Below are 26,390 nucleotides of genomic sequence, written 5' to 3'. Positions count from 1 at the left end.
GAAGGGCACAGAGAGCTCCCACAAATACCTCTCCGGTTTTACGGCAGCCAGATGGCGTCCCAGTGTGGGTAATCAGCAACACGGCGAGCCAACCCTGCCCGTAACGGGTTTGCCACCACATACCTTGCCAACCCCTTGAGATCCTCTTCCCGCCTCACCGCGTGATCATGAAAGCCCTGCTGCCACTCACATTCATGACCCGCGGACCTGAGCTTGCGTGTGGCACAGGATTTGACCCGCTGCACCACCGACGACAGTGAGCCCCGATCTCCCAGCTGCATCAGCCAGTGGAAATGGTCCGGCATGACCACATAAGCCAGAGTGACGGCATAACCTGCCTGCTCACACTCCATGAGCTGCTGAACCAGCGTTCTTGCCGGTAACAAGTGAGCGAAATAATGCTGTCGCCCATCGGTGACGGAGGTAATCAGGTAAACCCTCTGTGATTCACTGTAGCGGCCCGTTCTCAGGCTTTTGCTGTCAGGTAATTGGCTCATCCCGGAAGGTTATCCCCTCCCGGCCGGTACAAAAGTAATCCAGGAGCACTGTTTGATGTGGGAGCTTGCCTGCAAGCGATGTCATACTTTTCCAGGCACGAATCGCTTGCAGGCAAGCTCCCACAGGGAAACAACAACCGACAGCTACCGCTATTGCGTGCAGGCGGGTGGCGTGCCAGCATAGCCGGTTCCTGATTTCGCCTGCCGGCCGCTGGCCGGGGGCACTACTGACGAAGAAGCGATCATGTCCAACCATTCCGTAATCAGCACCGACAAGGCCCCGCAGGCCATTGGCACTTACTCCCAGGCCATCAAGGCCGGCTCCACCGTCTATCTGTCCGGACAGATCCCGCTGGTGCCGAGCACCATGGAGATGGTTGAGGGCGACATGGAAGCGCAGATTGAGCAGGTATTCAGCAACCTGACCGCAGTATGCGAAGCGGCCGGCGGCACCCTGCAGGACATCGTCAAACTGAACATCTTCCTCACCGACCTGAGTCACTTTGCCCTGGTCAATGAGGTAATGGCGCGTCACTTCCAGCAGCCCTACCCGGCCCGTGCCGCCATCGGCGTGGCCTCCCTGCCCAAGGGTGCCGGCGTGGAAATGGACGGCATCATGGATATTGCCTGAGGCCGCAACACGCAACAGGCTTCACGCAACACGCGCCCGCTTTCAGCGGGCGTATTTTTTGGTCATACCGGAATTCAGTGAATGGCAGAAAGGGGAAGGCTGGAGCCAGAATCCAGCATGGAGGGTGCCGGAAGCCTGACGCCCGACGCCTGACGAAAAACCTCGACAGCAGGCCACATCGTTCGACTTAACCTCCTTTCCCCTTTTCCGGGACGACAAGACATTAATCGCATGATGTCGTTCGCAACCCCATGAGCGGTTTTCCTGTCATTCTGCGATACCCCTTGGTGCCGCCCCCTCCAATCCCATCCCAAAGGATGGGAGACAGACGCCTTGAAAAGGCGCAGGATCAAACACAGGTTAAAGGAAAGACACCATTCACCTGCCATGAGAAAGGGAGTGCGATATGGATACCGCGGCCCACAACCTCAACACCCTGTTTGCCCAGCTCGGCCTGGATGACAGCGACGCCGGCATCGAAAACTTCATCCACAACCACTACGGAGAGCTGGGGCTCAGCATGAGCCTGCACCAGGCACCCTTCTGGTCGGCATCCCAGGCGAAGTTTCTGGCCGAATCGGTCCGCGAGGATGCGGACTGGGCGGAAGTGGTGGATTCGTTGAGTGCGCTGTTGAGGCATTAAGGCAACGGCGGGCTCCGCTCCTGGCTCCGGAAGACCACTCCGTAGGAGCTTGCCTGCAAGCGATCCGAGCCCTGGCGAGGAAATCAGTTTCGAGTTGCGAATACCGAGTTTCGAAGGGCAAAACCTTATGCCTGGCCGCTGGTTGTAGATTTTCGAAACTCGGTGCTCGTCACTCGCTTCTGGAATCCTTACCTCGCTTAGGCTCGGATCGCTTGCAGGCAAGCTCCCACAGGGGTCGCCCCGAGGGGTTTGGGCGCGGGCCGGAACAGCTTTCGGTTGGCACGGCCTCAATCCGCGTTGCAGCTTGAAGCTTGTATCTACCCGATCGGCAGCAGCATGAGGATCCGGTCGAAGAACAGGCAGTAGACCATGATCGGCAAGGGCAGGCCGAGCAGGGTGCCGATCAGGTAGGGACGCAGCGGGACGCCGCTGAGTGCCAGGGTGTAGTTGAGTGCCGGCATGGTCTGGAATACGGTGCGCAGCAGCGCCACGCTCTGTACCGGATGGGTATCCAGCTTGGCGAGGATTTTCTGCGCCCAGGGGTTATTGATCTCCCGCAGGGCACTGCCGCCAAGCCCCCGCACCAGGGCAAAGGTCACCATGCAGGAGGTCACTGCCGCCACATAGGTCACCAGCCCTCCCATCACCGTCCCCAGCGCAAGGATGGCCGCCACCAGGAAGATCCAGCCGGGTAACTGAATCAGGTTGCCCACCACAAACACCAGAATGAAGATCATTGCCCCGGTGACCGGGTTGGCTTCCAGATGCTCGCGCAGGAACGACACCGACAATTGCTCACGCAGGCCGGTCATTTCCACGGATATCAAGACCAGTGCAATGATCATGACCAGCATGATCAAACGGCGGTAGCGGGTGAGAGAGAGCGCAAGTGACACGATGGCGGATCCTGAAAACGGCCAAAGGCCAAGTTTAGACCATTTGCGCCGGGAAAGAATGTGAAGGGGAGCCGCTACAAGCGACAAGCCTCAGCTTCAGGCCTCAAGCCATGATGCGGATCCGGGCGTAGCGACGGCAATGTCTTCCGGGTGCCACCGCGAAATGGCCCAACGAAAATCGCGGTGGAACCACCGCTCCCACAAAACAGGGCAAGCCCCCTTGCTCGCAAGGCGATGGGCGTTACCAGGCTTTCGCCTGCGCCGGATCGTCATGCAAGCATGAACTCCTACAGAGGGTGGAGGCAGAGGGTATCCAGCGGCTTGCTTGTGGGCACCGACGCTCAAACGGGAAAAGCCTCACCCACGTTGTAGCTTGCCCCTCGCCTCAGCCGAGCTTGAGCTCGGACTCGAGCACGTCCTGATAGCCTTCGGGCAGCACATCGGCCCAGGCATCCAGACCTTTGCGCAGGCCTTCCAGGGTATCAGCCACCAGGTTGGCGTGGCCGACCTTGCGGCCGGGGCGCACACTCTTGCCGTACCAGTGCACCACACCCGGGTGTTGCAGCCAGGCGTTCTCGAAGGGGGTGCCGATCAGGTTGACCATGGCGGAGGGGCCATGAACATTGAGGGCGTGCAGGGGAACGCCGGCAAGCGCGTGGACGTGCAGATCGAACTGGGACCAGTCCGCGCCTTCATGGGTCCAGTGGCCGGAGTTGTGCACCCGCGGGGCAATCTCGTTGACCATCAGCTGGCCGTCCACTTCAAAGAACTCCACCGCCATGACGCCGGCGTAATCGAGCTCTTCCATGATGCCCTTGAGCATGGCTTCTGCGGGTTTCTGCAGATCGGCACAGGCGTTGGCCGGGGCCACACTCAGACGCAGGATGCCGTCCACGTGCCAGTTGCGAGTGAGCGGGTAGAACAGGGTTTCACCGCTGATGCTGCGCGCACCGACGATGGACAGTTCGCGACGGAATGGAATCTTCTTCTCGATGATGGCCTTGCCGGCCAGTTCGGCGGCGGGCACGGCGCTCAGGTCACCGCCCTCACCCACGATCCAGGTACCACGACCGTCATAGCCACCGGAGCGGGCCTTCACTACCACGCCACCAAACTGGTCCACGGCGGACTGCAGGTCTTCGACCTGGTCCAGCAGTACCCAGGGAGCGGTGGGGATGCCCAGCTTGTCGAGCATGGACTTCTGGGTAAAACGATCGGGGATCACCTGCAGGGCACCGCGGGCCACACAGCGGTCACTTTTTGCCAGATCGGCAGACAGGCCTTCCTCTGGAAACGCTTCCCGCTCCACGGTAATCACCGGGTAACGCTCCTGACACTCTTCCCAGCTGATCGGCACGGCCAGATCGGAGGTACCCGGCAGCAGCAGGGCGCGCTCCGGATCATAACGATCCACCACCAGCCCCAGCCGCGCAGCAGCTTCCGCCATCATCAGGCCAAGCTGGCCACCACCGAGAACGAGTACACGATTCATAGCAGATCCGTCAGGTCACACAGGGACAGGAGTGGCGCAGGGATCAGCCCTGGCCCAGCTCCGCATTGGCCAGCACTTCATCAGCACGGGAGGCCTTCCAGTCAGCGATCTTGTTGAGCAGCTCAGGATTTTCCGCCGCCAGCATCTGCGAGGCCAGCAGGCCGGCATTCCAGGCACCCGCCGCGCCGATGGCCAGGGTGCCCACGGCCACGCCCTTGGGCATCTGCACGATGGACAACAGGCTGTCCCAGCCAGACAGGGTGCGGCTCTTCACCGGCACGCCCAGCACGGGAAGCGGGGTCAGGGCGGCGATCATGCCCGGCAGGTGGGCGGCACCGCCAGCACCGGCGATGATCACCTTGTAGCCGTTCTCGTGGGCGCTTTTGGCGAAGTCATACATGCGCTGGGGGGTACGGTGGGCAGAGACCACCTCGGCCTTCCAGCCAACACCAAACTGGGTCAGGGCGTCACAGGCTTCTTTCATGGTTTCCCAATCGGATTGGGATCCCATTACCACGGCAACCGGTGTGCTCATTCACTTCACTCCATTGCGCCCACCACGGGCATTTGCGGCGCATCGGACACCCGGCACCGCCACTGACAATAATTGAGGCGCACACTTTACTAATGCAGGCGCCGGAGGCAAGTCTATCGGCGAAAAAATCACCAATTCTTCGGCCATTCTCCGACAGGAGGGGGATTTTAGCGTGAAAACGCCGGAAATGCGCTTGGAAGGCAGCTACAAGCTTCAAGCTGCAAGCTACAAGGCGCGAGGGAGGCCGGAGTGGGTTCAGCGCTGTGCCCGCGCACCATTTCGATTCGGGGAGGCCAGCGAGTTGCGAGTTTCGAGTTGCGAAGATCAAAACCGAACCGTTAGCGGCCTGCTCTGGGAGCTCTCTGTGCCCGTCAGGGTATGCCTGCAAGCGATTTGAGCCTTGCAAGGTGGGCAATCGCCAGCAGGTTGGCTCCCACAACCGCAAACTCGATTAACAGGTTTTGATCTTCGAAACTCGCGACTCGTACCTCGTCACTCCATCGCCATGCGAGCATGGCTCCTACAGGTCAATCTGCCCTTTCCGCCAGCACCTGCGCATACCCCTCCTGATAACCGGGGTATTTGAGGGTGTAGTGCCCTTGAGAGATATACAGGCTTTTGACCTGCTTGCCGGCAGGCGTGTTGTCGAGTGTGTTGTCGGGCACGTCGAGGGTGAGGCCTTGCTGTTCGGCCAGCCACTGCAGCACATCCAGATTGCGCCCGCCCACGTTGTCGGTGCCGACCACCAGCGGGGGCATCTCGCGGCCTGCCAACCAGCCATTGACCACGCTGTGCAGCAGGCCGACGCAATCATCGCGATGGATACGGTTGGTCCACTGGGCGTCCGGCAGGGCTTCCTCGCCGCGGGCGACACGGGCGGCCTTGTCGATCATCCGGTAACGCCCCGGACCATAGATGCCGGTAAAGCGCACCGCCGTGCCCATGGCGCGAATGCTGATTTCTTCTTCCGCCGCCAGCACCACCTTGCCGTTGTAGCGCTCCGGCTTTGGCGGCGTCGCTTCGTCCACCACCCCGCTGAGTTCACCGAACACAGCACTGCTGGAGACAAACACCACCGGCGGCAGGGGCTGCTGTTGCGCCAGTGCATCCAGCAGGGTCAGCGGTGCGCGCACATAGGCTTTCAGGTAACCCTCTTCGCTGTATTCGGAGGGCGTCATGATGATAACCACCACATCCACCTGATCCGGCGGCAGCATGGCCGCGCCGTCGGTGAGATCCTGGCTGTACAACTCCACGCCAGCCGGACAGCTGTCACCGCGACGAATCGCACTGACGCGATGTCCCTCCGCCAGCAATGCTTCCGCCAACCCGGAACCCAAGTCACCCAGACCAGCAATCAAGATGTGAGACATTTGAAAACCAATTAATAGTTAATAATGAATAATTAATAGCGAAAAAATGCGGACACCACTTACGTGAAAGCGCGGCCACGGACGGCGGAAATACTGCCCACCGCAACCGCGAGCTATTAACTATTAACTATTCATTATTAATTGAGGACCCCTCTGGCATCGCCCCTTACAGAGGTGCACAATGCAAAGACCATCGGTTTAACGTATCGACGCCATGACACTAACAGAACTTCGCTATCTAGTCGCCCTGGCCCGCGAGCGCCATTTCGGCCATGCGGCCCAGGCCTGCAATGTCAGCCAGCCGACGCTGAGCGCCGCCATCAAGAAGCTGGAAGAGCAGCTGGGCATGCCGCTGTTCGAGCGCCGCCCCCGCGAAGTGGTGGTGACGCCCCAGGCAGAGCCGATCGTGACACAGGCACAGCGGGTGCTGGAACAGGCGGACTTGTTGTCCCAGATGGCCATGAGCCAGCGCGACCAGCTGGGCTCGCCTCTGCGCGTCGGCGCCATCTTTACTGTGGCGCCCTATCTGTTTCCGTCCATGGTGCCGCGGGTGCGCAAAGCCGCCCCGGACATGCCGCTGTTTATCGAGGAAAACTATACCCACGTGTTGCGCCGCAAGCTGGAACACGGTGAACTCGATGCCATCATCGTTGCCCTGCCGTTCTCTGGCGGAGGACTGGTGCGGGCGCGTATGTATGACGAATCCTTCTCTGTGCTGCTGCCCAAGGACCACGCCTGGAGCAAGCAGGAGAAAATCGCGCCGGAGCAACTGCTCAACGAAACCCTGTTGTTGCTGGGCGAGGGCCACTGCTTCCGCGACCAGGTCATGGAACTGTGCCCGGCCATCGATTCCCAGACCCAGAAGCATCTGGTGCAGATCGAAGGCGGCTCACTGGAAACCCTGCGCCACATGGTCGCCGGCGGTCTCGGCGTGACGGTACTGCCCAACTCCGCGCTCTATCAGCACGGCTACGACAAGGACACCTTCACGGTAAGACCCTTCGAGGAACCGGTACCCTCACGGACCATCGCGCTGGTATGGCGCGACAGCTTCCCGCGCCCCAAGGCCATCGAGGTACTGCGCCAAGCGGTGCCCAAGGAAGGGCTGTCGGGATAATCAGTCACGAGACACGAGTAACGAGTTACGAAGTGCAAAACCGGTTTTGCCTTTCGAAACTCGCGACTCGTAACTCGCTGCTTTTGGGTAATGCTTGATCATGGCCAGTGATGCTCTCTCCAGCCTCCCGCTTCACCGCCTCAAGGGCGTGGGGCCGGCTGCGGCCGAGAAACTGACCAAGCTGGGTCTGCATAATCTGGAAGACCTGCTTTTCCACCTGCCCTTTCGTTACGAAGACCGCACCCGTATTACCCCCATCGGCAGCCTGCGCCCGGAGACCGGTGTCGTGATCGAGGGAGAAGTGATGGCGGCGGATGTGGTGTTCGGCCGACGCCGCGCGTTACTTTGCAAGGTGGCCGATGGCACCGGCATGGTGGCGCTGCGCTTTTTCCATTTCACCGCCGCGCAGAAAAACAATCTGGAACGGGGCCGGCCGATTCGAGTGTATGGCGAACCGCGCCCCGGTGCGGCCGGACTGGAGTTTTATCACCCGGAATACCAGATCGCCCACGGCAACCAGCCATTGCCGCCACTGGAGAAAGCCCTCACCCCGGTCTATCCCACTACCGATGGCGTTCACCAAAAAACCCTGCGCAAACTGACCACCCAGGCACTGGATTACCTGCAGGCTCATCCGCCCCAGGAACTGATCCCCCACGCCCTTCTCGACCAGAGCGGCCTGCCCTCGCTCACCGAAGCCCTACACAAGCTGCATAACCCGCGCCCGGATGACCCGGTCAATCTGCTGCTGGATGGCAAGCACCCGGCGGTGAAGCGCTTGGTAATGGAAGAGATGGTCGCGCACCAGCTGGGCATGCTGCAGAAGCGGGCCGGGCAAAAAGCTTTCCATGCCCCGCGCCTGGCCGGCACCACCCTGTTCGATCAGCTTCAGGCCAGCCTGCCCTTTGCCCTTACCGGCGCCCAGCAACGGGTCATCGGCGAACTGATGACCGACATGCGCCAGCCCCATCCCATGCTGCGACTGGTGCAGGGGGACGTGGGCTCGGGCAAGACACTGGTGGCCGCCGCCGCCGCCCTGGCCGCCATCGAGGCCGGGTATCAGGTGGCGCTGATGGCGCCCACGGAACTGCTGGCCGAACAGCACCGAGACAACTTCCGCCACTGGCTGGCACCGCTGGGTATCGAGGTGCACTGGCTGGCGGGCAGTCTGGGGGTGAAAGCCCGACGGGAAACCAACGCGGCCCTGGCAGACGGCTCGGCACAGATTGTGGTGGGCACCCATGCCCTGTTTCAGGAAGCGGTGCAGTTCCATCGTCTCGGCCTGACCATCATCGACGAGCAACATCGCTTTGGCGTGCAACAGCGTCTCGCCCTGCGCGAAAAGGGACGCTTCGAGACCCGTCATGGCGTACAGGTACCTCATCAGCTGGTGCTCACCGCTACCCCCATTCCGCGCACCCTGGCCATGAGCGTCTACGGCGATCTGGATACTTCTGTCATCGACGAGATGCCACCGGGGCGCAAACCCATCGACACCCTGGTGCTGCCGGAAGGACGCCGTCCCCAGGTGATCGAACGCATCAACGATGCCTGCCAGGCCGGCACCCAGGCCTACTGGGTGTGCACACTGATTGAAGAATCCGAGGAACTGCAGGCCCAGGCGGCGGAAGCCACCTTCGAAGAACTTCAGGCTGCCCTGCCCGACCTCACCGTGGAACTGGTGCACGGGCGCATGAAAGCAAAGGAAAAAGCTGAGCGCATGGCACGCTTCTCCCGTGGCGAGGCACAGCTGCTGATTGCCACCACGGTGATCGAGGTGGGCGTGGATGTGCCCAATGCCACCCTGATGGTGATGGAGAATGCCGAACGGCTGGGCCTGGCCCAGTTGCATCAGCTACGCGGCCGCGTGGGCCGGGGTGGTGAACAGAGTTATTGCCTGCTGCTCTACAAGAGCCCGCTGTCGCAGACCGGCAAGAAGCGGCTGGCGGTGATGCGCGAGACCACCGATGGCTTTGTGATTGCCGAGGAAGATCTGAAACTGCGCGGCCCCGGCGAATGGCTGGGCACCCGCCAGACCGGCGATCTGGCGTTCCGGATTGCCGACCTGGTGCGGGATGAGGCCCTGATGGAACCTGCCCGGGAAGTGGCCGACCGGCTGCTGGCAGAATGCCCGGCGCTGGTGGATCCGTTACTGCGCCGCTGGCTCAAGGGCGGCCAGGATTATGCGGATATTTAGGGAGCCTCTGAACAACTCCTTGCATGCTCAGTCTTTCAGGCTGATTCACAATCTAGGCGCACTTTTGAAGGCATGCTGGTTGCCTGTCGAGAAAGTGCAACAACGAGTGTGGATCAGCCTGGAAGACCCGGAGGGCGCGACCTGAAGCGCACATCAGCTGCGCCTTGCCTCTTGAAAAGGGAGCCACCCTTCCCCTCGAGACAAGACACAACTGCTGCACGCTTCAGGCCACGCTGAGTACGCAAGGAGTTGTTCAGAGGCTCCTTAACGCCAGATGCTGGACGCCTGAGGCCTGACGCTAAAACAGCCCTGATTCTCGCTGTGGGAGCTTGCCTGCAAGCGATTGAGCCTTACCAAATGCAATATCGCTTGCAGGCAAGCTCCCACAGCAGAAGCCCTGCAGACTTAACGCCAACGACCTGCATTCACTCCCCGGAAAGCACCTTCACCGGGATCCACTTGTGCTTGAGGCGCATCAGCTCGCCGCTGTTCATCCATTCCTTCAGCACCGTATCCACCTGCTCTTTCAGCAAGCGGTTTTCCGGAGCCATGACCCAGGCCAATTGCTCACTGGTCAGCGGCTTGTAGAGGCCGAGCAGTCCGGAACGGTATTTGGGATTGTTGGCCAGATTCCAGACCGTGGGCGCATCATGCACATAGGCATCCACCTCCCCGGTAATGAGCGCCTCCATGGCCGCGGCGTTACTGTCGAAGCCAACACCCTGATTGGTTTTGCTCTGCACCAGGGTCTCCCCGGTGGTGCCATTCTTGTAACCCACCCGGAAATCGCTGCGCAGCAGCACACCAGGAGCCGACAGGCGTGCGGCATCTTCCAGCCGCACTACTGCCATCTGGCCGATGGTGGTGTAAGGCAGGCTGAACAGAAAGTGCTGCTGACGCTCAGTGGTGATAGAGATACCGGACATGATGATGTCGATCTCTCCCTGCTGGAGCGCGGCAAACAGGCCAGCCAGTGAATGCTGCTGAAACTGCACAGGCCGCCCCAGGGCATCACCCAGCTGGTTGGCAAAGTCCACTTCCAGTCCGGCCAGAGCCCCGTCATCTTCCACGAAGATGATCGGCGGATAGTCCGCCATGACCCCTACCCGCAACGGCTCTCCCTTCGGTTCTCCCAGGCTGGCACAGCCAGACAGCAGCGCCCCCATCAACACCATCAGTAACGTGACTATTCGCATTGTGCTTTCCTGTTGATTCACGTGGCCTGGATCGCATCAGCGCAGGCCACCTGGTTTCTGCCCTGACGTTTGGCCGCGTACATTTGCCGGTCCGTGGCGTCCAGAAATTCGTTGATGTCTGAACAGGCGGAAGGCAAACAGGTGTTAACCCCCAGGCTGATTGTCACCTGCTTGGGTTTATCCCCCGGCACCGCTGAATGGGCAATCGCTGCACTCTCGATGCCCGCCCGGCAACGCTCCGCGACCACCCGTGCCGCGGCAGCATCGGTTTCCGGCAGGATAATGGCAAACTCTTCACCGCCGAAGCGCGCCACCATATCCCGGGGGCGCACCGCCGCTTTCTGCAATTCTGCGGCAATGGCTTTCAGGCAATCATCCCCGGCCAGATGCCCGTAATGATCGTTGTATTGCTTGAAATGATCCACATCCACCAGGATCAGCGACAGACAGGTATGTTTGCGACGGGCATCGCCCCATTCCCGTGCCAGCACCTGGTCGAACAGGCGGCGGTTACCCAGCTCGGTGAGGCCATCCTGAAACGACAGCACCTCCAGTTCCTTGCGTAAACGCTCCAGCTCCTGCTCGTTTTGCTTGCGCTCGGTAATGTCGAACATGAAGCCGACCAGCGCCTCCACTTCACCGTCCTCGCGGCGTACCACATGGACCACATCACGAATCCACACGTACTCTCCGTCACTGGTAAGCGCACGGTAATCGGCTTCATGATCCACCCCGGACTGGGACTGGGACACACAGAAATCCACTACCCAGGCCTGATCATCGGGATGCATCCGTGACACCCAGTCATCAATGCCCTTCCAGCTACCCTGCTCCCAGCCCAGCACCTCTTCGATCTGCGGCCCCATATAACTGAAGGTCATGGTCTGCCAGTCGATCCGCCAGGGAATCGCCTTGGTGGATTCCAGCAAGGTGCGGTAGGTGTTGAGATCGGGCTCATAGGGATGGGAAGACATCGGCTTACTCCGGCGAGGTGCCACTGAATACTGAGCGTTTTCAGCGTGTTACTCAAGGTAAAGCGCCTGCCATACCGTGCTGGGCGCCTTTTATCTGATTGCCATGCAATAAACGTGAAAATTTGCTGTCACAGCCTCTGGTAAAGCCGGTCGCAGCTCATTACTATCGCGCCGCTTTTCACTACGGCCCGCTGGGCCGCGCCAGACACCACAGGAGACAAACATGGCTGCAGCTCCCAAACCCATGCGTAACTGGGCGGCTATCGACCCGCTGATGCGCAAGGGCGGTGCCCACCAGGTACCGAAAAAACAGACCCGCCCGAAGATGGACTGGCGCGACGCGCTGGATGATTTCGAGGACTGGCGGAATGAAGAAACCAGCGACAATTTGGCGGGCGACATCGAGGAGGCAGAAGCCCCCTCTTTTTTGGGCCGCTCTACGGCTGCGAGTCCCATTGAGAGCCTCTCACTCCAACGCTTCTGAATTCCCGGCTCTTTGACTTTCGAAACTCGTCACTCGTCACTCGCAACTGAATCTCCCACGCGCTCAACGCCACCACATCCACCATTTTCCTGACGGATTTCGTCATTGTTGGCCGTTGCTCCTAAAGGCATTCTGTACAGAACCAGCCAGTTCTGAACGGATCGACCATGACCAACCAACGCATTCTTGTTACCGGTGCCACCGGTGCCCAGGGCGGCGCCCTGATTCCCCTGTTGCTTGAAAAGGGCTTTACCGTGCGCGCCCTGACCCGCAATCCGGACAAGCCAGCCGCCCGAGCGCTGGCCCGTGAGGGGGTTGAGGTTGTTGCCGGAGATCTGGATGACAGTGTGTCCCTGCAGCTGGCCTGCAAGGATTGTTACGGTGTCTTCGCCCTGCAGAATTTCTGGGAAAAAGGCGTGGGCTACCAGCGCGAGATCGATCAGGGCATCCGCCTGGCCGATGCCGCCGCCGCAGCGGGCGTGCAGCACTTTCTGCAGACTTCCGTCGCCGGCTGCGAGGAAGCTGGCAATGTGCTGCACTTCGCCAGCAAGTGGCAGATCGAACAACACATCGAAAAACTGGGCCTGCCGTTCACCATGTTGCGCGAAGTGTTCTTCATGGAAAATTTCTTCGAACCGGTGATGGGCAACAAGGGCAAGAAAGCCATCAACCCGGCCCTGGTGCTGGCTACCCTGGATGGCTGCCTGAACAAGGACGTCCCTTTCCACATGGTCACGGTGGAGGACATTGCCCGCGCCAGCGCCGAGATCTTTGCCAACCCGGACAAGTTCATCGGCACCCGTCCTGATCTGGCCAGCGATGTACTGACGGTGGCGCAGATGAAACAGATCTACCGGAACGTCACCGGCAAGCGCCCACTCCCCTTCCGTATTCCACTCTGGGCCCTGCGCCTGAGCAATGCGGAAGCGGCACGCCAGTATGTCTGGAACAACACGGTACGCTGGCGATTCGATCTGGAAAGCGTACGCAAGGACTTTCCGTTTCTGACCTCTTTCGAGACCTTCCTGCAACAGCGCCTTGCCGCGCGGAATAATAAAAACCACTAGATGGGGCAATCACCATGCCGGTTATATATGTAGAGCATGCTTTCCAGCACAACGCCGACACTGTGTGGCATCGAATTCGTGATTTTTCCGATCTGAGCTGGCTGCCCGGCGTCGCCGGCTGCAGCGTGAAAGGCGAAGGGGTGGGCGCGGTGCGCACGGTCACCACCGTGGATGGCGGCGAGGTAATCGAAGCACTGACCGCCATGGATGAACAGGCCCGCGCTTTTGGCTACCGCATCATCAAGGCGCCCGGTGTTCGCGAAGAGACCCATTACCAGGCGACGGTGGAAGTACAGCCCACAGACAGCGGCAGCACGGTGATCTGGCAGGCCCAGTTCAACGGCGGCAATGCGCCGGAGGAGAAAGTGGAAATGGCACGGCAGGGGGCAGAAAAGATGTACGCGCTGTGTCTTGAGAATCTGGCGGGGTTGCTGGGTTAAAGGCAGTCGCGAGGTACGAGTTTCGAGTTTCGAGTTTCGAAAGGCAAACACTCAAGGCGGGACGATTTTCCCACGACGCGGCATCGTCGGTTTTGATCTTCGCAACTCGAAACTCGTTACTCGCTACGCCCATCATCAGGCTCGTTAGCTCTGCACGCTTACAAACGGAAAATTCTTTTATTCCTCGCAGATCCAGGATTTCGCCTCTTGCTCCTGATCGCGTTCGAATACCTTGACCTGAATGTGACTGAACAGCCGGGAGGATAATCGCGCCAACCGGTGCACCCAGTCTGCGTCGGAGACCACGACCTTGCGTTCTACATCATTCCAATGGCGAATGCCGAATTTGAGATCTTCCAGCAGGGTATCCATGGCCACCCCGCCAAACCGTTCCAGTTCCACATAGACACGCACCTTGCCGTGCTCCTGCAGAACCGCTTCCAGCTTTTCCACCATGCTGTCGAATTCGGGCCGGGTGATCTTGCCGGAGATGCGCACGCCCACCACGCGACTGTCTGCAAACGGAATCAGGGTCAGCATGATTGTCTCTCCCTTCTTCTGCCCATCAACGGAACGGTGTCAGGTCCTCTCTCGGTCAACCCTGACTCAAGTTCGTTAACGCTATCACTCGGCCGGGCTGAAATCCGGTGCTGCATCACGGTCGCCACGATTCTCTGTGCCCGCATCCTTCTTCAACTCCACCTGCTCCGGCGATGAGCCAGACACGGGGGCGCCGTCTGCGCTTTCCGCCCAGGCCGAGGCGGTGGTTACCAACATCAGGGCTGCGGCGGCCAGAACCTTGCTTGTCATGTTCGCTCCTTGACTACTCAACAGTGAACGTCAGCAGGTATGACAACAGCAAAACGGTTTCTCTCCGGAGAAAATGAAAAAGATTCAGGAAGGAGTGTTGATAATACCTGGATCATTGCGGGATGGAGGAAATGAACCTACACCGCAATACCGATCCTGGCCTGACTGTTATCCCGAAAATCACGGTGGAACCACCACTCCTACAGAGAGGTAAAGCCTCCCCTGTAGGAGCCTTGCTCGCAAGGCGATGGGTGCTGCGAGGTTTACACCGGCGCCGGATCGTCATGCCAGCATGGACCACAGCAGGTCGGGGACATCGGTTGGCGCCCCGAGCTGGGGCGCCAGACAGGATGGTTATGCCTTGAGAATATACGTCAGCATTTCCACCACTTGCTCAGGAGTGCGGGCCACGGCGTCAGCCGCCGCATCCACTTCCTTGAGCGGGTGATCATGCTCTTCCTCGTGGAGGATGATCATGGGCGTACCCAGGGCTGCGGTATAGCCCGCATCAAAGGCCGCATTCCATTGCTTGTACTGGGGCCCGAAGCGAACCACCACCAGATCCGCCTCATCGATCAGCTTGCGGGTGCGGATGCCGTTGATGCCGGCGCCCAGTCGATCTTCCCAGAAGCGTTTGTCTTCCGCGCCGAGAATATTCACGCCTACCTTGTCGCTGGCTTCGTGATCGGTCACCGGGCTGGTAAATTCGATATCCAGTTCCCGTTCGGCACAACCCTGGATGATCCGTTCGCGCCAATCGGTGTGGATCTCACCGGACAGATATACAGTCCAAAAACTCATCGCTCTCTCCCATTTTCAGCAATCTCGGCCCATGCGGGCGCTCGCAGCATAGAGGCTGCCCATCACGGTTGCAAAAGGCAACTTGAACGCCGCGGGGGGCTGCTCTTAAATGCGTTCACCAATGTTCACTAATGAGGGGAAGGTTAGGTCATGCGTATGACAATGGCGCTGCTGTTTGGCCTACTGCTGCTGAGTGGTTGCGACAACACGGATCCAACAGGCAAAACACCGGCGGATGCCGACACTCATCGCCACAGTGCGGACACCCCTCGCCCTCCCACCCGGATTCGCATCGAGCTGAAAAAGAGCGCACCACAATGCGACGGCAAAGGTTGCCCCAGCGTGCAGGTGAACTGGCTTAATTACGAGCAGCAACCGGTGCTCAACAAGGCCATCGAAACCCGTTTAGCCGCCATGATGGTGCGCATGGAAGGGGACGCCGTCCATGATGGCAGCATAGAAGGGCTCGCCGATGCCTTTCTCGCCGACGCCGCGGACATGGCCATGGCCTCGCAACAGGGCTGGGAATTACGCGCCTCGGTAAAACAGCAACGAATCGAGAATGACTTGCTGACCCTGAGCATGGAAAGCTACGAATACACCGGCGGCGCCCATGGCCAACCCAATGTGGGTTACTTCCATTGGGACCTGCAGCGCCAGCAATGGCTGAAGCTGGAAGATCTGCTGGTGCCGGGCAAGGAATCCGATTTCTGGACCCTTGCACAACAGGTGCACCGCGACTGGCTGGATGCCCAGCAGCTGGACCAGACCTTCCGGGAAAGCTGGCCCTTCGAGAAGACCGATGATGGCTACTTCAACGGCGAGGGCATGGTGCTGCAGTACAACGTCTACCACATCGCCCCCTATGCCATGGGACAGCCGAAACTGGTGTTGCCTTATGAAAAACTGAAAGGGATTGTGCGGCAGAAGTATTTGCCTGATTAGTTTCGAGTTGCGAGTAACGAGTTGCGAAAGGCCAAACCCGGACAGTGGTTTGTTTTAGATTTTCGTCACTCGCTTCTCGTCACTCGATACTGAATGCCCATCAGGACGCCGCCAGCAACAACAGGAACACCAGCTCCGATAACACTACGCTGGCACCCAGGGCATCGCCGGTGTAGCCGCCCAGATTTTTCCTGAGCATGCCTCCCCAGACCACAACCACCAGAGCGATCGATATCAGCGCCGCCAGCGTTACCTGAAAGGCAAGGGCGATGAACGCAACGCCCACCGCGGCCACCGCCAACCGCTGACCGCTGAACCCCTCCGCCACCGGTTTGCTCTTGCTGGTATCCGGGTCACTCACATACGGCAGCCATCGCATCAGACAAAGCGGAGTGAGTCGACTGATGGCAGGCGCCAACAGCAGGCCCAGCCATACCGGCGACACTTCGGTCTGCAGTACCACTTTTAACAGCAGCACCATCACCAGCGCCGCCGCACCATAGGTGCCGATGCGGCTGTCTTTCATGATCTCGAGCCGGCGCGCCACGGTATAGCCTCCACCGAGACCATCGGCACTGTCTGCCATGCCGTCCTCATGAAAGGCACCGGTGATCCAGAGATGAAAGGCCACCACCAGAAGCACACAGACCTGTGGCGACCACAACATGGCCAGCAGGCTATACAGCCCCGCGTACAGCGCGCCCAGCAGCAACCCCACCAAAGGAAAATAAACGCTGCACTGGTTCATCAGGCGCTGGGAGTAGTCCACCTTTACCAGCATGGGAATTCGGGTCAAAAATCCCAGCGCCAGCCAGAATGCCTGCCATTCCCGTTGCAGGCTGAAGCCGTTCCCCTTCATTGACCTCCCCCGGCAAAGTGGCGGAGAGGGTCCAGATAAAACATCTTCTTCCAACCCTGGGGGGCGCCATCCGCCTTCCAGATCAGAGGCAGCAGGCTCACCAGCGAGTAATGCAGATGGGGCGGCTTGCCGGCAGCATTACCACTGTCACCCACTGTGCCCAACTGGTCCCCCTCAGCCAGCCACAGCCCATTGCCAACCGTCTGGTCCAGGTGAGCGTAATAATGCAGGCGCCACTTCGGCCCCAGCATCAGCACAACCCTGCCTCCGCGGGCCAGCTCGCCGCGGAAAAGCACCACCCCGCCACTACTGGCCAGTACCGGTGTGCCCTTGATGGCAAAGATATCCACCCCCTTGTGCACCCCGGAGCGACCCCAGGGGTAATACCAGAACGTATCCGGATGCCAGTCGCCGCTGCCAGCGCCGACCACCGGAATCTGACGACTCTCTGGCAGAAACAGGCCCGCCACCAGTACGGCAACCACCACCAACAACAAACGACGCACTACAATGCGGATGCGCGACATAATTCCAGCCACCTCTCAATCCCCGGGCTGCGATATTTCTGACGGTGCAGCACAAAATAAAAATCCCGACTGAAGTCACGGTGCGGCACCGGCAACTCCACCAGCGACCCCCGACGAAACGCCTCACGCAGACACACCCGCGACAGACAGCTGATGCCAAGCCCGGCTTCCACCGCCCGCTTGATCGCCTCGGTATGCTCCAGCTCCAGGGCCAAATTCAACTCCGGTACCAGCCCATGCAGGGCCCGCTCGAAGGTCTGCCGGGTACCGGAACCAGACTCGCGAACGATCCAGGGAGCGCGGCGCAGATCGTCATCCGTCAGCGCCTGCTTGCTGGCCAACTCATGCTGCGGGCTGCAGAACACCACCAGCTCATCCTCCCGCCAGGGCAGCAACTCCAGATCCGGATGATTCAGCTCGCCTTCGATCAGTCCAAGGTCCAGTTCAAAGCCCAGCACCCGATCGACAATGGAGCGGGTATTGGCCACTTCCAGATGTACCCGGGCGCCCGGCTGCTGGGCCATGTAGTCCGCCATGATCCCCACCGCCAGATAGTTACCAATGGTCAGGGTGGCGCCCACATTCAACTGGCCCAGGTCCTTATGGCTTTGCAGGTCGGCCTCCAGTTCCCGGGCCTGGGCCAGCAGCGCCTCTGCCCGCGGCCAGAACTGTCGCCCCAGCTCATTGAGTTTCAAGCGCTTGCCGGCCCGCTCGAAGAACTTCACCTCATAGAGCCTTTCCAGCTCCTTCAGCGCCCCCGAGGCCGCCGACTGGCTCATGCTCAGGCTTTCCGCCGCCTTGCTGATGTTCTCGTGATGCGCCGTGGCCAGGAACACCTGGAGCTGGCGCAGGGTGAATTTCATGCTCCCTCCGGTCGCGGCATCACGCTTCATGCAACACGCAACACGCAACAACGCGATAACCGCCTGATTATTCAGGAATCTCTTCCCCGCGCCCAATTCGGCAGCGCGCGCAACAAACATTTCCGCCTCCACCATCACTGGCCCGCGTTGTTGCGTGTAGCGTGATGCGTGCCGCGTTATCGGTAATGCCGATATACAATATCGTAATTACCCATTTTACCGATAACAAGACTTCGATTAAATTTCCACCAACTGGAATTTTGGAATAAGCGCTGATTTAACTATGTCTAATTTGAATACCGAAACCGTTACTAGCGTTCGCCACTGGAACGACACCCTGTTCAGCTTCACCACCAGCCGGGACTCGGGTTTCCGTTTCAAGAATGGCCACTTCACCATGATCGGTCTTGAACAGGACAATGGCCGTCCGCTGCTGCGCGCCTATTCCATTGCCAGCGCCAACTACGAGGAAGAGCTGGAGTTTTTCAGCATCAAGGTACCGGATGGCCCGCTCACCTCCCAGCTGCAGAAGATCCAGCCCGGCGACAAGATCTACGTGAGCCGCAAGCCCACCGGCACTCTGGTGGCTGACCACCTGCTGCCGGGCAAGAACCTGTGGCTGCTCTCCACAGGCACGGGTCTGGCGCCGTTCATGAGCATCATCAAGGATCCGGAAGTGTACGATCAGTACGACCATGTGATCCTGACCCACGGCGTGCGCCATGTGTCCGAGCTGGCCTATCAGGACATCATTGAGAACGAGCTGCCGAACAATGAATTCTTCGGCGAGTTCGTGAAGGGCAAACTGCTCTATTATCCGACGGTGACCCGCGAGCCGTTCCGCAATCAGGGTCGTCTCACCGACCTGATGAGCAGCGGCAAGATCTTCGACGATCTGGGTCTGCCGAAGCCGAGCCTGGAGAACGACCGCTTCATGCTCTGCGGCAGCCCGGCCATGCTCAAGGACACCACCGAGATCCTCGACAACTGGGGCTTCAAGGAAACCCGTGCCGGGGTACTGGGCGAATACGTGATCGAGCGGGCGTTTGTGGAGAAGTGAGACGCAACATGCTGCACGCTTCACGCAACATGCTTGAAGACAAGGGCCGCTTTCGCGGCCCTTTTTTGTTGCTGCCGGATGCCTGACGTGTAAATCCCCTGACGAGCACAGAGAGCGCCTACATCAGGCTATGTCCCGGCCATGAACCTGTCCCTCGCAAACTGCTACTATGAATATGTTTGCCTTTGAGGGGGACGTGACTTTTGCAGCCACAATCCATTGCATTGATTGGCGCAGGCACCGCTGGACTGGCTACAGCCGCAGTACTTGCAGAACAGGGGCATCGAGTCACACTGATTGAGCGTGCCAAAACGCTGGAACCTGTTGGGGCAGGCTTGCTGCTTCAACCTTCCGGGTTGCAAGTACTTCGGGAAATGGGCCTGTACGAAGCCATTACGCATTATGGTGCCCGGATTGATGCCCTGGTCGGCCACACCCGCAGCGGCCGCCGGATCATGAACACCTCCTATGGCACCCTGGACACTAAGCTCCATGGCCTTGGTATCCACCGTGCCAGTCTCTGTCATGTTCTTAGTAAGCACCTGCAAAGCCTGCCTCACCAGCGCCTGATGGGACATACCGTCGCAACCGTGGACACGGCCGAAGACCACACCATGGTGGAGACGGAACACCAGGGAGCCAGCCAATCCTTTCGGTTCGATGCCATACTGATTGCCAATGGTAGCCACAGCCAGCTTCGCCCCGCCGCCTGGACCCGCTTTGACCAGCTTTACCCCTGGGGCGCCATGTGGTCCATGCAGCCCATGGTCAACGCCTTTGCGGCGCCGTTGCTGCAACAACGCTACCACCATGCCAGCCAGATGGCAGGCATCCTGCCCACAGGAAGCCAGCCGGACAAACCCGGCCAGCCCCTCGCCAGCTTCTTCTGGAGCCTGCCAGTCTCACAGATGGCAGATTGGCAGCATCCCGACTTTGATTTCAGCTTCTGGCGGCAACAGGCACTGCAACTCTGGCCAGAACTGGAAACCTTTCTGGCCCCTCTCAGTCATCAGAGCCAGCTGCTGGCTGCGACCTATCGGGACGTGATCATGGATTGTTGGGGAAAGAACCGACTAGGCGTGATCGGTGATGCCGCCCATGGCATGAGCCCGCAACTGGGCCAGGGGGCCAATATGGCCCTGCTGGATGCCCGGGCCATTGGCAAGGCGGTGGCCACATCGGACAGTTGGCCTGCAGTCTGGGAGACCTACCACAGACAACGAGGCCCGCAGATCCGTTTTTATCAACGCATGAGCCGCTGGTTAACCCCGGCTTTCCAATCCCACAGCCGCCTGGTTTCCACTGGCCGGGATCTGTTCTTTCCCCTCATGGAACAGATCCCGTGGCTGCGCCTGCAAATGGTAAAGACCGTTGCCGGACTGAAAGAAGGACTAGTGGATTAAGAAGCATCGGCATCACATGCAATCGCCTCGAATCTCAAGCAGCCACAAAAAAAGGACCGCAAAGCCACTGCTGTCCCACAGTTTCATGAAGATCCTGAGGAAGTGGAGGCGCCTTCTCCTGTGGGAGCTTGCTTGCAAGCGAATAGTCCTTTTCCGCACCAACATTCGCCTGCAAGCAGGCTCCCACGAGACAGGCATCTGCGAGTGTCAAAATGCGCCGGTGAAATCCTGTTTCCCTAAACAGAGAAACCCGCCGGCTTGCCAGCCTGGCGGGTTTCGGACTTCGCTAAATCAAACTGTGGGACAGCAGTGCCGCAAAGCGGTCCTTTTTCTTAAGCGTGGTGCATGTTGCGTGAAGCGTGATGCAGCCGCGAAGCGGCCTAAAACTTATAGGCGAAGCTCACCGAGGCGCCGATCTGGTACATGCGCAGGGCGATGGTCTGGCCCGGGCCCAGCGGATTCTCGCCTTCCACTTCCTTCTCCGGGGAGTAGAACGCCATGCCGGAAATGTCCCACTTGTCGTTCAGGGCGGTGGTCACGCCAGCAGTGTAGTGCCACTCCTGCACGCCCGGGGCAAGGATGTTGAACAGTACTTCCTCATCCGGAATCGGCTGCTCACCATAGCTGACACCGGCACGCAGCTGGGTGTCGTTGGTCAGGTCCAACTGGTAGCCCAGCTTGTAGGTGGTCATGTCATCCCAGCCGAAGCCGGCACCATTGTCGTCACCCAGACGGCTCTGCTGCAGAAGCAGGGGCTGGATGGAATTACCCACCGCATCCACTTCGGAATAACGCACGTGCTGCACGTCGAACAGCACATGATGACGACCACCCTGCCAGGCCAGGCCCACATTGAGCATGGGCGGGATATCGAAATCGCCCTGCTCGGCAAACAGACCGGCGTAGTCATCAAACTCGGACATGTAGATGCGTGAGCGGTAGCTGGCACCCAGGCGCAGTTGCTCGCTCACCCGACCCTGCCAGCCCAGCTGAACACCATAGCCCCAGCTTTCGTCGGTGCCGTTGTCATTCAGGTTGGCCGGATCGGAGGAGAACATGGAAAACGCGGCCAGGCCCTGAGCCTCGAAACGCTGGTAGGCCACGATCGGCGCAATGCCCACCGCCTGCTTGTCATCCAGCTGGAAGCTGTAGGACGGCATGATAAACAGCTGTTCCAGGTTCACACCCGCATCCCCGCCGTAGAAGGGGCCCATGGCATCCTTGTCGTAATCGGTGTTCATGCCACCGTTACCGAACAGGGTGAGGCCCACGGTGTGCTTGTCATCCAGGGCGCGCTTGTAACCGAAATGCGGGATCACGAAATGCTCGGAGCTGCTCTCATAGGTACCTGGCCGAAGGTAGAAGGTGCCCATGGGAGGCATACCCGCAGGGCCACCCTCCACTTCATACTCTCGGCGGGGAGAAAACCACTCGGCACCCACATCCAGACGATCTTCCACAAAGCTCATCCCGGCCGGGTTGGCGGCGGCGGCAATGGCGTCCTGGGACCAGGCCACGCCAGTGCCGGCCATGCCTTTGCTGATGGTGCCGTAGCCATGGGAGAAGTAGCCGTTGGTGGCCAATACGGGGGATGCCAGCCCAAGCAGGGCCAGTGCGGAAAGTCGTCTCATTGCAGCCTCTCTGGAGGGAGTCAGGGGTAAGAGGGAGGCGCACTATAGCGAATGGCGTTCATATAAAAAAGCAATCAAATGAAATATGAATATCGTTTTTTGTAATGACTGGTACGGAAGTGCACTTTTCTGCGTAGAGACACCGTTGATCAAAAAAACTGATTGGAGCCCGTCACTGACAGGCCTCCCTTGCCAGGGCTTCTCGGCGCAGGATGACATGACAGCAACAATCGTGGAGAGCCATCATGTACTCAAGCACCACCACCATCCTCACCGAACAGGGGCAACGATTGATCACCCGTCTGGGGCGCCACTGGGGCCACAAGTTTGCTGTGGTCCAGGAAGACCACCGGCTCACCATTCCCTTCAGCGAAGACTCCCGGGCCGACATGCAGGTGCAGGCCGAGGGTTTGAGAGTACGGATCGATACGTCAGATCCGGAACGTCTGGGCAGCCTGCAGCAAGTGGTTGCGGATCACCTGCAACGATTTGCCAAGGACCAGACGCTGCAATTCCACTGGCAGGTGATTTGAGGGAAGCGCTGGTCTGAAATGTCAGGCAGTGGTGCTTTCGGTATACCCCGGAGAGACTTGGCCATTGAACCGCCGGGCCTCCGGGACAACACTATGTATCCCCCCGGTAATGGCAGAGACCCGCCCCATGGAACGGCCCGGAAAACTGAAGACCCTGATCAAGATGTTTGATCTGCGCCACATGAAAAGCTGGAACAACATGCGCAGCAGCATGGGCTTTACCCGCAGCCTGTTTTTGCCCAGCCGCTCTGCAGACAACCTGGACCAGATCTTCAATTTCCAGCTACTGACCCCGTCGCTGGCCAGCTCCGGACAACCCAGCGAAGAACAGTTCAAACGCATCGCCAAAGCCGGCTTTACCACGGTGATCAATCTGGCCCCACATGGCGCGGAAAACGCGCTGGAAGATGAGGCGCTACTGCTGAAAGAGCTGGGCCTGTATTACATGCATATTCCGGTGGATTTCAAGAAACCCACCGACTGGGATTACAAACGCTTCTGCCACACCATGAAGGAAGCCGGGGATCAGCCCGTGTGGGTGCACTGCGCCGCCAACATGCGCGTGTCAGCCTTTCTCTACCGTTACCGCATCGAGAAGCTGGGCGTAGACGAAGAGATCGCCCGTCGCGACATGGAAAAGATCTGGACGCCGTTTGGGGTGTGGAAGGATTTTATTGAGGGGAAGGCCGCGTAGGGTTGCGGGAATACCTGATCGCCGTGGGGTCGATCCGTGCTTCATACGGTTCGTCGGCAGTTTGAGAAGCGTTTCTGGAATCCTTACCTCGCTTAGGCTCGGATCGCGAGCAGGCTCGCTCCTACAGCGGCTTCGCAGAAAAGCTGAAACGCCCGGAACTTTTCGGATTATTCCTATCCAAGCGCTAGCTTGTAGCTTGTAGCTTGTAGCTTGTAGCTTGTAGCTATTATCTATTTCTTCGGCGGTTGCAGGCTGACCGGCTGGGCCAGTGCGTCAATGGCTTCGGCGGGCTTCTCGTCGAGATCCTTTGTGGCACCGCAACTGACACACTCCATCCACTGGCGATCGCCATCGATGATGCGCTGGATCTTGTCCATCTGCCCACACTCCGGGCAAGTGGCCCCGGCAATAAACTGTCGTTTCATGAGTACTCCGTACCTGACGCTGAACGCCCAACGCCTGACACTGTTTGGCGTCGGGCATCAGGCGTCATGCGTCCAGCGTTTTAGCCATTGATTCCCGAATGACGCAACAGCGGTTCCACGCTCGGCTCACGGCCGCGGAAGGCCTTGAACAGATCCATGGGTTCGCGGCTGCCGCCCATGGCGAGGATGGCGCTGCGGAATTCACGGCCGGTGGCCTCGTTGAATTCCCCTTCTTCCTCGAAGCGGGAGAACGCATCGGAGGACAGCACTTCCGCCCACTTGTAGCTGTAGTAGCCCGCCGCATAGCCGCCGGCAAAGATATGCCCGAAGCTGTTGGGGAAGCGGTTGAACGCCGGTGGCTGGATTACCGATACCTGCTCGCGCACTTCATCCAGCACCGCCTGAATGCTCAGGCCATCCTGGTACTCGGCATGGATACGCATGTCGAACAGGGAGAACTCGATCTGCCGCACCATCTGCATGGCACTCTGGAAGTTCTTGGCTGCCAGCATTTTTTCCAGCTTGTCTTTCGGCAACGGTTCACCGGTTTCGTAATGACCGGAAATCAGGGCAATACCCTCTTCCGTCCAGCACCAGTTTTCCAGGAACTGACTGGGCAGCTCCACCGCATCCCAGGCCACGCCATTGATGCCGGAAATACCGGAGACATCCTGCTCGGTAAGCATGTGATGCAGGCCATGACCAAACTCGTGGAACAGGGTGACCACTTCATCGTGGGTAAGCAGGCCGGGCTTGCCGCCAGCAGGCGGGGCAAAGTTACAGGTCAGGTAGGCCACCGGCGTCTGCAGGCTGCCGTCGGCACGACGGCGGCGAATGCGGGCGTCGTCCATCCAGGCACCACCGCGCTTGCCGGTACGGGCATACATGTCCAGATAGAAAGCCGCCCGCACGGAGCCGTCATCATCCACCAGTTCATAGAAACGTACGTCGTCGTGCCAGGTGTCCACGTCTTCGCGCTTTTCGAACTTGATGCCAAACAACTTGCCGACGATACCGAACATGCCGTTGATCACAGTGTCCGCCGGGAACCAGGGGCGCAGCTCTTCCTCGGAAATGCTGTAGCGTTCCTCGCGCAGGCGCTCGCTCCAGAAACCGATGTCCCAGGGCTGCAGATCCTCGGCTCCCTGCTCGGCCGCAAAGGCCTTGAGTGCCGCCAGCTCTTCCTCTGCCTGAGGCTTGGCCCGTTTGGCGAGATCTTCGAGGAAGGTCATCACCTCACGAACGTCCCGCGCCATCTTGGTGGCCAGGGACTTTTCCCCGTAGTTGGCAAAGCCCAACAGTGCCGCCTGCTTGTGACGCAGGGCGAGGATCTCATTCATGATCGACGCATTATCAAACTGGCCGGCATGGGGGCCCTGATTGGACGCCTTGGTAGTCCAGGCGGTGTACATCTCCTTGCGCAGTTCCGGGTTCTTGCTGTGGCTCATCACGGCGATAAATACCGGTGCATCCAGGGTCAGCAGCCAGCCGTCCTTGCCGTCGGCTTTTGCCCGGTCCGCCGCACCCGCCCTGGCACTCTCCGGCAGGCCATCCAGCTCGGCTTCCTCGGTCACATGTTTGGTCCAGGCCTGGGTGGCATCCAGCACGTTGTCAGAGAACTTGCTGGTGAGCTCGGACAGGCGCTTGGAATTGGCCATGTACTCGGCTTTCTTGTCTTCCGGCAGATCCACCCCGGAAAGGCGGAAATCGCGCAGGGTGTTTTCCAGATCCTTCTGCTGGGCTTCGCTGAGCGTGTCCCACTCGGCACTGTCGCGCACCGCCTGGAAGGCCGCGCACAGGGCCGCATTCTGGCCTACTTCGGTGCCGTATTCGCTGAGCAGCGGTAGACAACTGTTGTAGGCGTTTCGCAGTGCCTCATCCTGGGCCACCGCATTGAGGTGGCCGGCCGGACCGAATGCCTTGCCGAGTCGGTCGTCTTCTTCATCCAGCGCCTGCACCAGGTGGGCGTAGTCAAACTTGCCCGCCGCCAGCACCTGTTCGATACGGGCGCGGCCATCGGCTACCAGCTGCTCCACCGCAGGCAGGACATGCTCCGGCTTGATAGCCGAGAAAGGGGGAAGATCGGGGTAATCAATCAGCGGATTGTTGTTGCTCATTCGGTATCGGTCCTGCTTCTGTGGGCGCTGCCGGCAAGCGATGACGGGCGGTGTCATCCGGTTGCAGCAGCGTCTGGAAAATCAGCCACTTGCTCAGCACGAAAACGCCAAGCAAGATCATCACTATCAACAGTATACGGGTGGGTGGCTTGTTCATGCGCCTCCCTGACCATGAATTTA

29 protein-coding genes are annotated in these 26,390 nt (G+C 59.6%); 12 read left to right on the top strand and 17 right to left on the bottom strand.

The window, feature by feature from the left end; all coding sequences use genetic code 11:
- Positions 1–38: 38 nt before the first annotated feature.
- Positions 39–497 carry a transposase gene (locus tag MWU49_RS12820; RefSeq protein WP_246973041.1) on the bottom strand — a complete coding sequence of 153 codons (459 nt, stop codon included), beginning with the start codon at positions 495–497 and terminating at the stop codon, positions 39–41.
- A gap of 244 nt (positions 498–741) precedes the next feature.
- On the opposite strand from MWU49_RS12820, the gene MWU49_RS12815 reads away from it, so the two are divergent.
- Together MWU49_RS12815 and MWU49_RS12810 are read left to right on the top strand one after the other, a co-directional pair.
- On the top strand, positions 742–1,128 hold the full coding sequence (locus MWU49_RS12815) for a RidA family protein (RefSeq protein WP_246973039.1): 387 nt from the start codon (positions 742–744) through the stop codon (positions 1,126–1,128).
- A gap of 406 nt (positions 1,129–1,534) precedes the next feature.
- On the top strand, positions 1,535–1,771 hold the full coding sequence (locus MWU49_RS12810; RefSeq protein WP_246973036.1) for a DUF2789 domain-containing protein: 237 nt from the start codon (positions 1,535–1,537) through the stop codon (positions 1,769–1,771).
- A 317-nt stretch (positions 1,772–2,088) separates the two neighbouring features.
- Here MWU49_RS12810 and MWU49_RS12805 read toward each other — a convergent pair whose 3' ends face one another.
- The 4 genes from MWU49_RS12805 to MWU49_RS12790 all read right to left on the bottom strand — a co-directional run bounded on the left by MWU49_RS12805 (position 2,089) and on the right by MWU49_RS12790 (position 6,067).
- Positions 2,089–2,667, bottom strand: coding sequence for a VTT domain-containing protein (locus tag MWU49_RS12805; RefSeq protein WP_246973034.1), 579 nt, complete (start codon positions 2,665–2,667; stop codon positions 2,089–2,091).
- A gap of 385 nt (positions 2,668–3,052) precedes the next feature.
- Entirely contained in the window at positions 3,053–4,159 is a 1,107-nt protein-coding gene (locus tag MWU49_RS12800) for a 5-(carboxyamino)imidazole ribonucleotide synthase (RefSeq protein ID WP_246973030.1), read from the bottom strand.
- Positions 4,160–4,202: 43 nt separating this feature from the next.
- Positions 4,203–4,694: a 5-(carboxyamino)imidazole ribonucleotide mutase gene (gene purE, locus MWU49_RS12795; RefSeq protein WP_035232652.1), complete on the bottom strand. Its 492-nt coding sequence runs from the start codon at positions 4,692–4,694 to the stop codon at positions 4,203–4,205.
- Between the two features lie 527 nt (positions 4,695–5,221).
- Positions 5,222–6,067: an NAD-dependent epimerase/dehydratase family protein gene (locus tag MWU49_RS12790; RefSeq protein WP_246973028.1), complete on the bottom strand. Its 846-nt coding sequence runs from the start codon at positions 6,065–6,067 to the stop codon at positions 5,222–5,224.
- A 214-nt stretch (positions 6,068–6,281) separates the two neighbouring features.
- Between MWU49_RS12790 and MWU49_RS12785 the strand changes: the two genes are divergently transcribed.
- Complete coding sequence (locus tag MWU49_RS12785) at positions 6,282–7,184, top strand: hydrogen peroxide-inducible genes activator (protein ID WP_246973016.1); 903 nt, start codon at positions 6,282–6,284, stop codon at positions 7,182–7,184.
- 100 nt (positions 7,185–7,284) lie between these two features.
- Positions 7,285–9,381: an ATP-dependent DNA helicase RecG gene (gene recG / locus MWU49_RS12780; protein WP_246973014.1), complete on the top strand. Its 2,097-nt coding sequence runs from the start codon at positions 7,285–7,287 to the stop codon at positions 9,379–9,381.
- A 425-nt stretch (positions 9,382–9,806) separates the two neighbouring features.
- On the opposite strand, the gene MWU49_RS12775 is transcribed toward recG, so the two are convergent.
- Positions 9,807–10,577 carry a transporter substrate-binding domain-containing protein gene (locus MWU49_RS12775; RefSeq protein ID WP_246973012.1) on the bottom strand — a complete coding sequence of 257 codons (771 nt, stop codon included), beginning with the start codon at positions 10,575–10,577 and terminating at the stop codon, positions 9,807–9,809.
- 17 nt (positions 10,578–10,594) lie between these two features.
- Positions 10,595–11,551, bottom strand: a complete 957-nt coding sequence (locus MWU49_RS12770; RefSeq protein ID WP_246973010.1) for a sensor domain-containing diguanylate cyclase — start codon at positions 11,549–11,551, stop codon at positions 10,595–10,597.
- A 223-nt stretch (positions 11,552–11,774) separates the two neighbouring features.
- Between MWU49_RS12770 and MWU49_RS12765 the strand changes: the two genes are divergently transcribed.
- The 3 genes from MWU49_RS12765 to MWU49_RS12755 all read left to right on the top strand — a co-directional run bounded on the left by MWU49_RS12765 (position 11,775) and on the right by MWU49_RS12755 (position 13,542).
- On the top strand, positions 11,775–12,035 hold the full coding sequence (locus tag MWU49_RS12765; RefSeq protein ID WP_246973008.1) for a hypothetical protein: 261 nt from the start codon (positions 11,775–11,777) through the stop codon (positions 12,033–12,035).
- 167 nt (positions 12,036–12,202) lie between these two features.
- Positions 12,203–13,102 carry an NmrA/HSCARG family protein gene (locus MWU49_RS12760; RefSeq protein WP_246973006.1) on the top strand — a complete coding sequence of 300 codons (900 nt, stop codon included), beginning with the start codon at positions 12,203–12,205 and terminating at the stop codon, positions 13,100–13,102.
- A 14-nt stretch (positions 13,103–13,116) separates the two neighbouring features.
- The gene (locus tag MWU49_RS12755; protein WP_246973005.1) at positions 13,117–13,542 is read left to right on the top strand and encodes an SRPBCC family protein; all 426 of its coding nucleotides are present in this window, start codon (positions 13,117–13,119) and stop codon (positions 13,540–13,542) included.
- Between the two features lie 177 nt (positions 13,543–13,719).
- On the opposite strand, the gene MWU49_RS12750 is transcribed toward MWU49_RS12755, so the two are convergent.
- The 3 genes from MWU49_RS12750 to MWU49_RS12740 form a co-directional block, all read right to left on the bottom strand.
- Positions 13,720–14,082 carry an STAS/SEC14 domain-containing protein gene (locus MWU49_RS12750; protein ID WP_246973003.1) on the bottom strand — a complete coding sequence of 121 codons (363 nt, stop codon included), beginning with the start codon at positions 14,080–14,082 and terminating at the stop codon, positions 13,720–13,722.
- 84 nt (positions 14,083–14,166) lie between these two features.
- Positions 14,167–14,352 (bottom strand): hypothetical protein, encoded by a 186-nt coding sequence (locus tag MWU49_RS12745; protein WP_246973000.1) that lies wholly within the window; start codon positions 14,350–14,352, stop codon positions 14,167–14,169.
- Between the two features lie 354 nt (positions 14,353–14,706).
- A complete protein-coding gene (locus tag MWU49_RS12740; protein ID WP_246972999.1) occupies positions 14,707–15,153 on the bottom strand; it encodes a YtoQ family protein in 447 nt (148 codons plus the stop codon).
- Between the two features lie 150 nt (positions 15,154–15,303).
- Between MWU49_RS12740 and MWU49_RS12735 the strand changes: the two genes are divergently transcribed.
- On the top strand, positions 15,304–16,098 hold the full coding sequence (locus MWU49_RS12735) for a DUF3298 and DUF4163 domain-containing protein (RefSeq protein WP_246972998.1): 795 nt from the start codon (positions 15,304–15,306) through the stop codon (positions 16,096–16,098).
- A gap of 100 nt (positions 16,099–16,198) precedes the next feature.
- Here the strand turns inward: MWU49_RS12735 and cobS are convergent, their stop codons facing one another.
- Genes cobS through MWU49_RS12720 form a run of 3 tightly spaced genes read right to left on the bottom strand, consistent with a single transcriptional unit; the run spans position 16,199 to position 18,347 of the window.
- Entirely contained in the window at positions 16,199–16,957 is a 759-nt protein-coding gene (gene cobS / locus MWU49_RS12730) for an adenosylcobinamide-GDP ribazoletransferase (RefSeq protein ID WP_246972996.1), read from the bottom strand.
- Positions 16,954–17,496 (bottom strand): M23 family metallopeptidase, encoded by a 543-nt coding sequence (locus MWU49_RS12725; RefSeq protein WP_246972993.1) that lies wholly within the window; start codon positions 17,494–17,496, stop codon positions 16,954–16,956. Before MWU49_RS12725 ends, cobS begins: the two co-directional genes overlap by 4 nt.
- Positions 17,463–18,347, bottom strand: coding sequence for a LysR family transcriptional regulator (locus tag MWU49_RS12720; protein ID WP_246972991.1), 885 nt, complete (start codon positions 18,345–18,347; stop codon positions 17,463–17,465). Before MWU49_RS12720 ends, MWU49_RS12725 begins: the two co-directional genes overlap by 34 nt.
- Positions 18,348–18,630: 283 nt before the next feature.
- Between MWU49_RS12720 and MWU49_RS12715 the strand changes: the two genes are divergently transcribed.
- Positions 18,631–19,407: a ferredoxin--NADP reductase gene (locus MWU49_RS12715; protein ID WP_246972989.1), complete on the top strand. Its 777-nt coding sequence runs from the start codon at positions 18,631–18,633 to the stop codon at positions 19,405–19,407.
- Positions 19,408–19,610: 203 nt separating this feature from the next.
- Entirely contained in the window at positions 19,611–20,810 is a 1,200-nt protein-coding gene (locus tag MWU49_RS12710; RefSeq protein ID WP_246972987.1) for an NAD(P)/FAD-dependent oxidoreductase, read from the top strand.
- A gap of 380 nt (positions 20,811–21,190) precedes the next feature.
- Here MWU49_RS12710 and MWU49_RS12705 read toward each other — a convergent pair whose 3' ends face one another.
- Positions 21,191–22,441, bottom strand: a complete 1,251-nt coding sequence (locus tag MWU49_RS12705) for an outer membrane protein transport protein (RefSeq protein ID WP_246972978.1) — start codon at positions 22,439–22,441, stop codon at positions 21,191–21,193.
- A 245-nt stretch (positions 22,442–22,686) separates the two neighbouring features.
- Here MWU49_RS12705 and MWU49_RS12700 point away from each other — a divergent pair, with 245 nt between their 5' ends.
- Complete coding sequence (locus MWU49_RS12700) at positions 22,687–22,974, top strand: DUF2218 domain-containing protein (protein ID WP_246972975.1); 288 nt, start codon at positions 22,687–22,689, stop codon at positions 22,972–22,974.
- Positions 22,975–23,101: 127 nt separating this feature from the next.
- Positions 23,102–23,668, top strand: a complete 567-nt coding sequence (locus MWU49_RS12695; RefSeq protein WP_246972972.1) for a protein tyrosine phosphatase family protein — start codon at positions 23,102–23,104, stop codon at positions 23,666–23,668.
- A 230-nt stretch (positions 23,669–23,898) separates the two neighbouring features.
- Here MWU49_RS12695 and MWU49_RS12690 read toward each other — a convergent pair whose 3' ends face one another.
- The 3 genes from MWU49_RS12690 to MWU49_RS12680 form a co-directional block, all read right to left on the bottom strand.
- A complete protein-coding gene (locus MWU49_RS12690; protein ID WP_246972969.1) occupies positions 23,899–24,093 on the bottom strand; it encodes a YheV family putative metal-binding protein in 195 nt (64 codons plus the stop codon).
- 80 nt (positions 24,094–24,173) lie between these two features.
- Complete coding sequence (gene prlC, locus MWU49_RS12685) at positions 24,174–26,210, bottom strand: oligopeptidase A (RefSeq protein WP_246972967.1); 2,037 nt, start codon at positions 26,208–26,210, stop codon at positions 24,174–24,176.
- Positions 26,185–26,367: a hypothetical protein gene (locus MWU49_RS12680; protein ID WP_246972965.1), complete on the bottom strand. Its 183-nt coding sequence runs from the start codon at positions 26,365–26,367 to the stop codon at positions 26,185–26,187. The genes prlC and MWU49_RS12680 overlap by 26 nt, the downstream gene beginning before the upstream one ends.
- Positions 26,368–26,390: the final 23 nt, after the last annotated feature.

Origin of the sequence: Alcanivorax sp. S6407, assembly GCF_023016115.1 — a bacterium.
Lineage (GTDB): Bacteria > Pseudomonadota > Gammaproteobacteria > Pseudomonadales > Alcanivoracaceae > Alcanivorax.
Note: the sequence above shows the minus strand (reverse complement) of the source record. Positions and strands in the feature narration are given on the sequence as shown.

Excerpts from the sequence above, each read along its gene's own strand:
- MWU49_RS12820 (WP_246973041.1), bottom strand. The coding sequence starts at position 497 with ATGAGCCAATTACCTGACAGCAAAAGCCTGAGAACGGGCCGCTACAGT.
- MWU49_RS12815 (WP_246973039.1), top strand. The coding sequence starts at position 742 with ATGTCCAACCATTCCGTAATCAGCACCGACAAGGCCCCGCAGGCCATT.
- MWU49_RS12810 (WP_246973036.1), top strand. The coding sequence starts at position 1,535 with ATGGATACCGCGGCCCACAACCTCAACACCCTGTTTGCCCAGCTCGGC.
- MWU49_RS12800 (WP_246973030.1), bottom strand. The coding sequence starts at position 4,159 with ATGAATCGTGTACTCGTTCTCGGTGGTGGCCAGCTTGGCCTGATGATG.
- purE (WP_035232652.1), bottom strand. The coding sequence starts at position 4,694 with ATGAGCACACCGGTTGCCGTGGTAATGGGATCCCAATCCGATTGGGAA.
- MWU49_RS12790 (WP_246973028.1), bottom strand. The coding sequence starts at position 6,067 with ATGTCTCACATCTTGATTGCTGGTCTGGGTGACTTGGGTTCCGGGTTG.
- MWU49_RS12785 (WP_246973016.1), top strand. The coding sequence starts at position 6,282 with ATGACACTAACAGAACTTCGCTATCTAGTCGCCCTGGCCCGCGAGCGC.
- recG (WP_246973014.1), top strand. The coding sequence starts at position 7,285 with ATGGCCAGTGATGCTCTCTCCAGCCTCCCGCTTCACCGCCTCAAGGGC.
- MWU49_RS12775 (WP_246973012.1), bottom strand. The coding sequence starts at position 10,577 with ATGCGAATAGTCACGTTACTGATGGTGTTGATGGGGGCGCTGCTGTCT.
- MWU49_RS12770 (WP_246973010.1), bottom strand. The coding sequence starts at position 11,551 with ATGTCTTCCCATCCCTATGAGCCCGATCTCAACACCTACCGCACCTTG.
- MWU49_RS12765 (WP_246973008.1), top strand. The coding sequence starts at position 11,775 with ATGGCTGCAGCTCCCAAACCCATGCGTAACTGGGCGGCTATCGACCCG.
- MWU49_RS12760 (WP_246973006.1), top strand. The coding sequence starts at position 12,203 with ATGACCAACCAACGCATTCTTGTTACCGGTGCCACCGGTGCCCAGGGC.
- MWU49_RS12755 (WP_246973005.1), top strand. The coding sequence starts at position 13,117 with ATGCCGGTTATATATGTAGAGCATGCTTTCCAGCACAACGCCGACACT.
- MWU49_RS12750 (WP_246973003.1), bottom strand. The coding sequence starts at position 14,082 with ATGCTGACCCTGATTCCGTTTGCAGACAGTCGCGTGGTGGGCGTGCGC.
- MWU49_RS12745 (WP_246973000.1), bottom strand. The coding sequence starts at position 14,352 with ATGACAAGCAAGGTTCTGGCCGCCGCAGCCCTGATGTTGGTAACCACC.
- MWU49_RS12740 (WP_246972999.1), bottom strand. The coding sequence starts at position 15,153 with ATGAGTTTTTGGACTGTATATCTGTCCGGTGAGATCCACACCGATTGG.
- MWU49_RS12735 (WP_246972998.1), top strand. The coding sequence starts at position 15,304 with ATGCGTATGACAATGGCGCTGCTGTTTGGCCTACTGCTGCTGAGTGGT.
- cobS (WP_246972996.1), bottom strand. The coding sequence starts at position 16,957 with ATGAAGGGGAACGGCTTCAGCCTGCAACGGGAATGGCAGGCATTCTGG.
- MWU49_RS12720 (WP_246972991.1), bottom strand. The coding sequence starts at position 18,347 with ATGAAATTCACCCTGCGCCAGCTCCAGGTGTTCCTGGCCACGGCGCAT.
- MWU49_RS12715 (WP_246972989.1), top strand. The coding sequence starts at position 18,631 with ATGTCTAATTTGAATACCGAAACCGTTACTAGCGTTCGCCACTGGAAC.
- MWU49_RS12705 (WP_246972978.1), bottom strand. The coding sequence starts at position 22,441 with ATGAGACGACTTTCCGCACTGGCCCTGCTTGGGCTGGCATCCCCCGTA.
- MWU49_RS12700 (WP_246972975.1), top strand. The coding sequence starts at position 22,687 with ATGTACTCAAGCACCACCACCATCCTCACCGAACAGGGGCAACGATTG.
- MWU49_RS12695 (WP_246972972.1), top strand. The coding sequence starts at position 23,102 with ATGGAACGGCCCGGAAAACTGAAGACCCTGATCAAGATGTTTGATCTG.
- MWU49_RS12690 (WP_246972969.1), bottom strand. The coding sequence starts at position 24,093 with ATGAAACGACAGTTTATTGCCGGGGCCACTTGCCCGGAGTGTGGGCAG.
- prlC (WP_246972967.1), bottom strand. The coding sequence starts at position 26,210 with ATGAGCAACAACAATCCGCTGATTGATTACCCCGATCTTCCCCCTTTC.
- MWU49_RS12680 (WP_246972965.1), bottom strand. The coding sequence starts at position 26,367 with ATGAACAAGCCACCCACCCGTATACTGTTGATAGTGATGATCTTGCTT.